Origin of the sequence: Pseudomonas edaphica, assembly GCF_005863185.1 — a bacterium.
In the GTDB taxonomy this organism is placed as follows: Bacteria; Pseudomonadota; Gammaproteobacteria; order Pseudomonadales; family Pseudomonadaceae; genus Aquipseudomonas; species Aquipseudomonas edaphica.
The window spans coordinates 1-9,161 of record NZ_VBVZ01000230.1 but is presented as its reverse complement, the minus strand read 5'-3'; the positions used below and the strand labels follow the sequence as shown (position 1 = coordinate 9,161).

At 58.4% G+C, this 9,161-nt stretch carries 9 protein-coding genes; 3 read left to right on the top strand and 6 right to left on the bottom strand.

The window, feature by feature from the left end; genetic code table 11:
* Positions 1 to 80: 80 nt before the first annotated feature.
* Positions 81 to 278, bottom strand: a complete 198-nt coding sequence (locus FEM54_RS16440) for a YbdD/YjiX family protein (RefSeq protein ID WP_003194308.1) — start codon at positions 276 to 278, stop codon at positions 81 to 83.
* A 15-nt stretch (positions 279 to 293) separates the two neighbouring features.
* The gene (locus FEM54_RS16435; protein WP_138451915.1) at positions 294 to 2,360 is read right to left on the bottom strand and encodes a carbon starvation CstA family protein; all 2,067 of its coding nucleotides are present in this window, start codon (positions 2,358 to 2,360) and stop codon (positions 294 to 296) included.
* A 173-nt stretch (positions 2,361 to 2,533) separates the two neighbouring features.
* On the opposite strand from FEM54_RS16435, the gene FEM54_RS16430 reads away from it, so the two are divergent.
* Positions 2,534 to 2,902, top strand: a complete 369-nt coding sequence (locus FEM54_RS16430; RefSeq protein WP_138451913.1) for a PilZ domain-containing protein — start codon at positions 2,534 to 2,536, stop codon at positions 2,900 to 2,902.
* 36 nt (positions 2,903 to 2,938) lie between these two features.
* On the opposite strand, the gene radA is transcribed toward FEM54_RS16430, so the two are convergent.
* Genes radA through FEM54_RS16415 form a run of 3 tightly spaced genes read right to left on the bottom strand, consistent with a single transcriptional unit; the run spans position 2,939 to position 6,478 of the window.
* Positions 2,939 to 4,306: a DNA repair protein RadA gene (gene radA, locus FEM54_RS16425; protein ID WP_138451911.1), complete on the bottom strand. Its 1,368-nt coding sequence runs from the start codon at positions 4,304 to 4,306 to the stop codon at positions 2,939 to 2,941.
* Positions 4,307 to 4,341: 35 nt separating this feature from the next.
* Entirely contained in the window at positions 4,342 to 4,881 is a 540-nt protein-coding gene (locus FEM54_RS16420; protein ID WP_138451909.1) for an ankyrin repeat domain-containing protein, read from the bottom strand.
* Positions 4,882 to 4,936: 55 nt separating this feature from the next.
* Positions 4,937 to 6,478 (bottom strand): catalase, encoded by a 1,542-nt coding sequence (locus FEM54_RS16415; protein WP_138451907.1) that lies wholly within the window; start codon positions 6,476 to 6,478, stop codon positions 4,937 to 4,939.
* Positions 6,479 to 6,765: 287 nt separating this feature from the next.
* Here FEM54_RS16415 and mscL point away from each other — a divergent pair, with 287 nt between their 5' ends.
* Positions 6,766 to 7,182 (top strand): large-conductance mechanosensitive channel protein MscL, encoded by a 417-nt coding sequence (gene mscL / locus FEM54_RS16410; RefSeq protein WP_017139311.1) that lies wholly within the window; start codon positions 6,766 to 6,768, stop codon positions 7,180 to 7,182.
* A gap of 45 nt (positions 7,183 to 7,227) precedes the next feature.
* Here mscL and FEM54_RS16405 read toward each other — a convergent pair whose 3' ends face one another.
* A complete protein-coding gene (locus tag FEM54_RS16405; RefSeq protein ID WP_138451905.1) occupies positions 7,228 to 8,004 on the bottom strand; it encodes a ferredoxin--NADP reductase in 777 nt (258 codons plus the stop codon).
* Between the two features lie 431 nt (positions 8,005 to 8,435).
* Between FEM54_RS16405 and FEM54_RS16400 the strand changes: the two genes are divergently transcribed.
* On the top strand, positions 8,436 to 9,146 hold the full coding sequence (locus FEM54_RS16400; RefSeq protein WP_017139313.1) for a helix-turn-helix transcriptional regulator: 711 nt from the start codon (positions 8,436 to 8,438) through the stop codon (positions 9,144 to 9,146).
* Positions 9,147 to 9,161 lie beyond the last annotated feature (15 nt).

Genomic DNA, 9,161 nt, shown 5'->3' with positions numbered 1-9,161 from the left:
GAGTTGCTTGCATCGCAGGCAAGCCAGCTCCCACATAAAGCCTTGCTCCCACAGGGAGAAGCGCTAACCCGAATACCGGGTCAGCAGCACTTAGGCCCACCCTTGCCACCGTAACGGGCTTCCTGGCGTTCGCGGAAGAACGCCTTGTAGTCCATCACCGGTTTGTCCGGGTGCTTGGTTTGCATATGCTCGACGTAGGTGTCGTAGTCGGGCATGCCGACCATCAGGCGCGCGGCCTGACCGAGGTATTTACCGAGGCGACTGATGTCATTGAACATGGTTGCAATCCTCGTTTACGCGTCCGGTACAGCCTGGAACGGGGCTTCTTTGTCCGTGCGCTCTTTGTTGCCCCAGGCGGCAACGCCGACCTTGAGCGCATAGAACAGGATGCTGAAGACCACGAACAGGAACAGCGCCGTCAGCGTTGCGTTGGTGTAAGCGTTCCAGATCACGTGCTGCATCTGGTCGATGTTCTTGGCCGGTGCGAGGATCTGGCCGTTGGCCAGGGCATCGCTGTACTTCTTGGCCAGCGACAGGAAGCCAATCGCCGGGTTAGCGTCGAACAGCTTGATGAAGCCTGCAGTGGTGGTGCAGATCAGCAGCCAGACTGCCGGCAACATGGTCACCCAAATGTAGCGCTGGCGCTTCATTTTGATCAGCACAACGGTGGCGAGCATCAGCGCGATACCGGCGAGCATCTGGTTGGAGATACCGAACAGCGGCCACAAGGTATTGATGCCGCCCAGCGGGTCGATCACGCCTTGGTACAGCAGGTAACCCCACATCGCCACGCAACCTGCCGTAGCAATCAAGTTAGCGGTCCAGGACTCGGTACGCTTGAGCGACGGTACGAAGGAGCCGAGCAAATCCTGGAGCATGAAGCGCCCCGCACGGGTGCCGGCGTCGACTGCGGTCAGGATGAACAATGCTTCGAACAGGATCGCAAAGTGGTACCAGAACGCCATGGTGTTTTCACCCGGCAGCACACTGTGCAGGATCTGCGCGATACCGACCGCCAGGGTCGGCGCACCGCCGGCACGCGCCAGGATGGAGGTTTCGCCGATGTCATGGGCCACGGCCGTCAAGGCTTCCGGGGTAATTGCAAAGCCCCAGCTGCTGACGGTTTGCGCCACAGTCACCACGTCAGCGCCGACCACCGCAGCCGGGCTGTTCATGGCGAAATACACGCCGGGCTCGATCACCGAGGCGGCGACCATGGCCATGATGGCCACGAACGACTCCATCAGCATCGCGCCGTAACCGATGTAGCGCGAGTTGACTTCGTTATCCAGCAGCTTGGGCGTGGTGCCCGAGGAAATCAGCGCGTGGAAACCCGAGACCGCGCCACAGGCAATGGTAATGAACAGGAACGGGAACAGGCCGCCCTTCCACACCGGGCCAGTGCCGTCGATGAATTGGGTGAGGGCCGGCATTTTCAGCTCTGGCATGGTGACCAGAATGCCGATCGCCAGGGCGATGATGGTGCCGATTTTGAGGAAGGTGGAGAGGTAGTCACGCGGTGCCAAAATCAGCCACACCGGCAATACCGCCGCCACGAAACCGTAGCCGATCAGCATCCAGGTGATCTGGATACCGGTGAACGAGAAAGCCTTGGCCCACACCGGGTCAGCGGCAATCTGCCCGCCCAGCCAGATCGAACCCAGCAGCAACAGCACGCCGATGACCGAAATTTCGCCAATGCGGCCCGGACGGATGTAGCGCATGTACACGCCCATGAACATCGCGATCGGGATGGTCGCCATCACCGTGAAGATGCCCCACGGGCTCTCGGCCAGGGCCTTGACCACGATCAGCGCCAGCACCGCGAGGATGATGATCATGATCAGGAAGCAGCCGAACAGCGCGATGGTCCCCGGAATGCGGCCCATCTCTTCGCGAACCATGTCCCCCAGGGAACGCCCATTGCGACGAGTGGACAGGAACAGCACCATGAAGTCCTGCACCGCACCGGCCAGCACCACACCGGCAATCAGCCAAAGCGTGCCGGGCAGGTAGCCCATTTGCGCCGCCAATACTGGGCCGACCAGCGGACCTGCGCCGGCAATCGCCGCAAAGTGGTGCCCAAAGAGGATGTGTTTGTTGGTCGGCACATAGTCCAGGCCGTCATTGTTGAGCACTGCGGGGGTGGCCCGCCGTGGATCGAGCTGCATCACATTGTTAGCGATGAACAGACTGTAGTAACGGTACGCAACCAGGTAGATGGCGACAGCAGCAACCACAATCCACAAGGCGTTGATCGCCTCGCCGCGGCGCAAGGCCACTACGCCCAAGGCGCACGCTCCTACGATTGCCAGCACCAGCCAGGGTAGGTGGCGTAGCAGGCTATTATTATTTTTCATTTTTATATTCCAGCCAGGGTGGACAGAAAGACAGCCAGCCCGAGTTTAGCGCTGTTGGCCTTAAAGGCCACCCCCCTACGTTGGTCTAGAGCCTTGCAACCGTAAAAAAAGCAGAAATAAAGGCCCGATGATGGCGCAGGGCTACAATCCCCTTATCTCCAGAGGGTTTGACCATGAGCGAGCAACCGTCAGATCGGCGCCGTTTTCGGCGTATTGCCTTTGATGCCCGAACGACCATTGCGCAAAACAGCTGGAATTCGCCGGTGCAATTGGTGGACCTGTCGCTCAAAGGTTTGTTGGTGCAGCGCCCTGATGACTGGCAGGGCAATCGCGCTCAGCCGTTTGATGTGGATATCCGTCTGGATCCGCAGGCGCATATAAAGATGCAGGTAAAACTGGCCCATGATGATCATGGGCAGTTGGGGTTTGTGTGTGAGCACATAGACCTGGAGTCGATCAGCCATTTGCGGCGGTTGATTGAGCTGAACCTCGGGGATGAGGAAGAGCTGCACCGTGAGTTAGCGGCGCTGCTGGAAATCTAACAGCCAGCTCCCACATTGGTTTTGCAGTGGTACTGATTACTCGAACAAGGCATCCAGCGCCTGTTCAAGGCGCGTGACGCCAATGACCTTCAACCCTGCCGGCATTTCCTTCGGCGCATTGCCCTTGGGCACGATCGCGCGTTTGAAACCGTGCTTGGCCGCTTCTTTCAGGCGCTCCTGGCCACTCGGCACCGGGCGTACCTCGCCCGACAGGCCGACTTCGCCGAATACCAGCAAGTCATGGGGCAGCGGGCGATTGCGCAGGCTCGACATCACCGCCGCCATCAGCGCCAGGTCGGAAGCGGTTTCCAGCACCTTGACCCCGCCGACCACGTTGAGGAACACGTCCTGGTCGTGGGTAGGAATGCCGCCGTGACGGTGCAGCACCGCCAGCAGCATCGCCAATCGGTTCTGATCCAGGCCGAGCGTGACCCGGCGCGGGTTGGCCAAGTGGCTGTCATCCACCAGTGCCTGAACTTCCACCAGCATCGGGCGGGTGCCTTCCCACGTCGCCATCACCACACTGCCGGGGACTTCTTCCTGGGCGCGGGTAAGAAAAATCGCCGAGGGGTTGGAGACTTCTTTCAACCCTCGGTCGGTCATGGCGAACACGCCCAATTCGTTGACCGCGCCGAAACGGTTCTTCACCGCCCGCAGCAAACGCAAACGGCCATCGGATTCGCCTTCGAAATACAGCACGGTGTCGACCATATGCTCAAGCACTCGCGGCCCGGCCAAGGCGCCCTCTTTGGTCACGTGGCCCACCAGAAAAATCGCCGTACCGCTCTGCTTGGCATACCGCACCAGCAGCGCCGCACTTTCGCGCACCTGGGACACGCCGCCGGGTGCCGATTGCAGCTGCTCGGTGAAAATCGTCTGGATCGAGTCGATCACCATGACCTTGGGTTTTTCGATACGGGCCGTGGCGATGATGCTTTCGATGCAGGTTTCGGTCATGACCCGCAGTTGATCCTGGGGCAAGCCCAGGCGACGGGCGCGCATGGCCACTTGCTGCTGGGACTCCTCACCCGTGACGTACAGCGCCGGCATGCGGCTGGCAATGCTGCACAGGGTTTGCAGCAGGATGGTCGATTTGCCGATGCCGGGGTCGCCGCCGATCAGCACCACCGAACCGTCCACCAGCCCGCCGCCGAGCACGCGGTCCAGCTCGCCGGACGCCGTGGAGAAACGTGGGATTTCCTCGACGCTGACTTCAGCCAACGTCTTGATCTGCGCCTGTTGCCCGGTCCAGCCGGCACGGCCGGTGGGGGCTGCGGCGCCGCCGCTTTCGATCATGGTTTCCGTCAGGGTGTTCCATGCACCGCACTCGGTGCACTGGCCGGCCCACTTGGGAAAGGTCGCGCCGCACTCGGTGCAGCCGTACATGCGCTTGGCCTTTGCCATTTGAGAACCTCCAACCGAAAAACCGCGATGATAGCTCAGCGCGGCGCCGGGGTCCGGATTTCACCACTGGCCAAACGTGAAGCGCTGTTGCCGATCGGGTCTTCGGCGTTTAGGTCGGCGCCTTTGGCCTTTAGCTCATCCAGTAACTCAACACGCTTGAACAGCCCGGCGTACATGGCGGCGGTCTGCCCGGCGCCGTTGCGCTGGTTGGGGTTGCAGTCGGTGGCGAGCAGTCGCTGGGCGATTTTCAGCTCGCCTTTGAAGATCGCGCCCATTAATGCGGTGTTACCGCGCTTGTCCTGCACACAGGCGTCGGCGCCGGCGTTGAGCAGGCGTTCCACGAATGGAGCCTGGCCGTGGTAGGCGGCAAGGATCAGCGCGGTGTAACCCTTGTCGTCCTGGGTGTTGAGGCTGTAGCCAGATTCTATGAAGGTGTTGAGCATCTCGATATCGCCACGACGGGCAGCATCGAAATAGTAGTCCTGCAACTGAGCCTTGAGCGCGACCGGGTCGGGTGACTCGGCATGGGCGACAAAGGCCAGCATGGCCATCAGTAAACCGATAGAAATTCGCATGGGTTTTCTCCAGCTCGGGTCGACGCCCATCAGCGGGCGCCGACCGTAACCAACGTCAGTCAGTCAGTTTTTCTGCCAGCGCCTTGACGCGCGCCAGGTCGCCTTTGGCAACCTTGGTCACGCCAGTGCCGTACTCAGGGTCAGCCTTATAGAGGAACGACAGGATGATGTGCTTGCTCTCGTCATCGGTGGTGGCCAGGGAGCCGCCGAAGTTTTCGATCAAGTCCTGACGCTCTTTCTGGCTATAGGAGCGGTACAAGTCACCGGCCTGCTTGAAGTTCTGCTCGCGCTGGATCTTCGCCTGCTGGGTGCTGCCCGACAGCGCCGACTGGCTGTAACGCGCGGCTTGCGGTTCTTCACGTGGCAGCAGGCGGCTTGGTTGGTAGTTCACGCCCGTGGTGGTCTTGCCGGCGTTCATTGCGCCATCCTGGTTACCGTTGTTGACGGTGACACGCGGTGCGTTGATCGGCAGTTGCAGGGCGTTCGGCCCCAGGCGGTACATCTGCGTGTCGGCGTAGGAGAACACTCGACCTTGCAGCAGGCGGTCTTCCGACGGCTCGATGCCCGGCACCAGGTTGGCCGGGGCCATGGCCACTTGCTCGGTTTCCTGGAAGACGTTGGCCGGGTTGCGGTTCAGCACCATTTGCCCGACTTTGCGTTCCGGTACATTCGGCCAGATCTTGGTGGCGTCCAGCGGGTCGAAATCAAACTTGGCCAAATCCTCAGGTTTCAGCACTTGCACGTAAAGGTCCCACTTGGGGAAATCGCCCTTGTTGATGTGAGTGACCAAGTCGTTAGTCATATGACTGTAGTCACGCCCCTGCACGTCGGTAACTTGCTTGGGGTCAAGGTTCTTGATGCCCTGCAGGCTCTTCCAGTGGAACTTGACGTAATGCACTTCGCCCTTGGCGTTGATCAACTTGTAGGCATGTACGCCGTTGCCGTCCATTTCGCGATAACTGGCTGGCGTGCCGGAGTCGGAATACAACTCGGTGAGCGTGCGGGTGGACTCTGGAACATGGGAGAAGAAGTCAAAACGACGCGAGTCGTCGTCAAGGTTAGTACGCGGGTCCGGTTTGAACGCATGGACCATGTCCGGAAACTTGATGGCGTCGCGGATAAAGAACGTCGGGAAGTTATTGCCCACCAGGTCCCAGTTACCTTCGCTGGTGTAGAACTTGGTGGCGAAACCGCGTGGGTCACGCAGGGTTTCCGGGGAATGGTTGCCGTGCACCACGGCAGAGAAACGCACGAATACAGGGGTGGCTTCACCGGCTGCGAAGACTTTGGCTTTGGTCAGGTCGCTGAGGTTATCGGTGACGGTAAAGGTGCCATGGGCGCCGGTGCCACGGGCGTGAACCACGCGCTCCGGGATGCGTTCACGGTCAAAGCGCTGCAGTTTTTGAATGAGCTGCACGTCTTGCAGCAGCACCGGGCCATTGGCCCCGGCGGTTTGTGAATTCTGATTGTCCCCCACGGCGGCGCCGTTATCGCGGGTCAGGTTGGCGGCTTGTACGGAAAGGGACAGCAGACTGGCAGTTACCAATCCCAGCGCATATCGCGCGGAAACAGGCCTGCGGCTCATTGACGTGTTCATCGGGGTTTCCTCTGGCTTTTTTAGTGCACATTCAGTTGTGCTTGCCAGAGGCTAGTGACCTGCGAGTCAGAAGATAAATAGAAAAACACCACCGGGCTGATTAAGAAAAAAGTGTGGCAAGCCCCTGAAGTAGCGCGTATTTCGCGCGCGATTGGTGGCACTTTGCAAACTATTTGCGATTTAATGGGTCGATAAAAATTGACAGTGTTAACGGTTGTGTCGAGCAAGCGGGCTACGACTGACTTACACTGACCTCCACCCTCCTCAACTGTAACAAGGAATAACCTATGGGCGTGATCAGTGAGTTCAAGGCCTTCGCGGTCAAAGGTAATGTGGTCGATATGGCCGTCGGTATCATCATCGGCGCCGCCTTCGGTAAAATCGTTTCCTCGTTTGTAGGCGACGTGGTGATGCCACCTATTGGTCTGTTGATCGGTGGTGTGGACTTCGCTGACCTGGCGATAACCCTCAAGGCCGCGCAGGGTGATGTGCCCGCTGTGGTCCTGGCCTATGGCAAGTTCATCCAGAGCATCATCGACTTCGTGATCGTCGCCTTCGCCATCTTTATGGGCGTGAAAGCCATCAACCGCCTGAAGCGCGAAGAAGCTGTGGCCCCAAGCCTGCCGCCGACGCCGACCAAGGAAGAGCTGCTGCTGGGTGAGATTCGTGATCTGCTCAAAGCACAAAACGACAAACCGCTTTAACCCGCGTTTGCCTGGAAGAGGCGCCTGTTTCAGGCGCCTTTTTTATTACCAGTAATTTTCCACCGCCACTTGCCCTGGGCGCCGGCTCAGGCTCAGTTGCAGGTCGCGCTGCTTGAGCAATTGGCGCGTGTCATCGACCATCTGCGGGTTGCCGCAAATCAGCACGCGGGAGTGCTCCGGGGTCAGTTCTACACCGGCAGTGCGCTCCAACTCGCCATTCTCGATCAGCGTGGTGATGCGCCCGTTCAGTGCCCCAGGGTGCTGCTCACGGGTGACGATGGGAATGTAGGTGAGTTTATGCGCGTACTCGGCCAGGTACTCACGCTCTCCGAGCGTGTTAATCAGCGACTGATACGCCAGCTCCTTGGCCTCTCGGGCGCTGTACACCAGTACGATGCGCTCGAATTTTTCCCAGACCTCGAAGTCCTGCAGGATCGACAGAAACGGTGCCACCCCCGTGCCGGTGCCCAGCAGCCACAGATCACGCCCGTCCACAAAACGATTCAAGGTCAGATAGCCTGTGGCCTGACGCTCAACCATCAAGGTATCGCCCACCTGCAGACGGCTTAATTCACTGGTGAACTCGCCCCCCGGAACGACGATAGAGAAGAAGTCCAAGTGTTCATCAAATGGCGAGGACACAATGGAATAGGCGCGCCACACCGTGCTGCCGTCCGCCTTGGTCACGCCCAAGCGCACAAACTGGCCGGCGGTAAACCGAAAGCCCGGGTCACGGCTGGTGCGCAGGGTAAACAGGCTGGGCGTCAGCGATTGCACTTCGAGCAGGGTCTGGCGGGTAAATTTCTCAGCGCTGGCCGTCATGGGGGGCTCCGTTGAACAGGTGCCCTAGTGTCTCTCAAAGTCGCGCAGGGAAACACCAGTGGTTTGTACTGGCATTGCCAGTGCGAGCAACAGCTATGCGTTACAGTGCAAGCGCTCGGATCGGAGCTATCCAGTCCCAACTAATTATTTAGCTATTTCTCCCCTTCTAACAGGCCATTAGATGTCGCAGTGCAACTAAACAAATGCCAATTTAATATCACCACCAACCCATTGAACTTATAGGAATAACCCGAATATAAAGCACTATATGTACAAACGACCACTCATTGTATAAGTAATAAACAAACAAAATACGGGCATTCAGTAAAATTTTTTCACATTACGATGTGTAGGCTTTGTCCTACACTGATTTCCGTACCTCGCTGGGATCCGGGACGTGCCCAGGCAACAACACCCATGGAGAGTTACAAATGGTCAACTGGCGCAATACACGACTCCCCAAACTGGAAGGTGAGAACAAGATCACCACTATTTATGAGATGGTCGTCAATCACACCTATGAGCTAGGATTCGAATACTGCTCATTTACGATGAGTTCGCAACAACAAGCTACCCAAACTAAACCGATTCACTTTAATAACTACCCCAATGAATGGAATGCCGTTTACAAACAAGCGCATTTTTTTGACATCGATCCGGTAGTCGCCCACTGCAAACGTAGCGTGCTGCCTATCGTGTGGGATGAAAAAACCTTCAGCGCCGCACCCCACCTCTGGTCGTTGGCCCAGTCGTTTGGTGTGCATTTTGGATGGACCCAAGCCGTGCACGATTTCCAGGGTGTGTTCAGCATGCTGACCCTGGGCAGAAGCAACGGCGAAGTCAGCCCACAGGAGCTTTACGAGAAAGCCGGCCAGGTGCTCTGGCTTTGTCATGTGATGCATGCTGCGGTGGCACAAAATTATGCCGAAAAGCCGAGCGTCACAGCGCCTTGCAAATTGACCCCACGAGAAACGGAAATCCTCAGGTGGTCGGCCCTGGGCAAGACGGCTTCGGACATTGCCACGATCCTGTGCCTGTCGGAGCGCACCGTGGGCTTTCATATCAGCAGTTGCTTGAGAAAACTGGGGGTCAATAACAAGATTGCCGCCGTACTGTGTGCTTCCAAAGCAGGGTTGTTTTAACCGCTGAAGAAACAC

Excerpts from the sequence above, each read along its gene's own strand:
- FEM54_RS16440 (WP_003194308.1), bottom strand. The coding sequence starts at position 278 with ATGTTCAATGACATCAGTCGCCTCGGTAAATACCTCGGTCAGGCCGCG.
- FEM54_RS16435 (WP_138451915.1), bottom strand. The coding sequence starts at position 2,360 with ATGAAAAATAATAATAGCCTGCTACGCCACCTACCCTGGCTGGTGCTG.
- FEM54_RS16430 (WP_138451913.1), top strand. The coding sequence starts at position 2,534 with ATGAGCGAGCAACCGTCAGATCGGCGCCGTTTTCGGCGTATTGCCTTT.
- radA (WP_138451911.1), bottom strand. The coding sequence starts at position 4,306 with ATGGCAAAGGCCAAGCGCATGTACGGCTGCACCGAGTGCGGCGCGACC.
- FEM54_RS16420 (WP_138451909.1), bottom strand. The coding sequence starts at position 4,881 with ATGCGAATTTCTATCGGTTTACTGATGGCCATGCTGGCCTTTGTCGCC.
- FEM54_RS16415 (WP_138451907.1), bottom strand. The coding sequence starts at position 6,478 with ATGAACACGTCAATGAGCCGCAGGCCTGTTTCCGCGCGATATGCGCTG.
- mscL (WP_017139311.1), top strand. The coding sequence starts at position 6,766 with ATGGGCGTGATCAGTGAGTTCAAGGCCTTCGCGGTCAAAGGTAATGTG.
- FEM54_RS16405 (WP_138451905.1), bottom strand. The coding sequence starts at position 8,004 with ATGACGGCCAGCGCTGAGAAATTTACCCGCCAGACCCTGCTCGAAGTG.
- FEM54_RS16400 (WP_017139313.1), top strand. The coding sequence starts at position 8,436 with ATGGTCAACTGGCGCAATACACGACTCCCCAAACTGGAAGGTGAGAAC.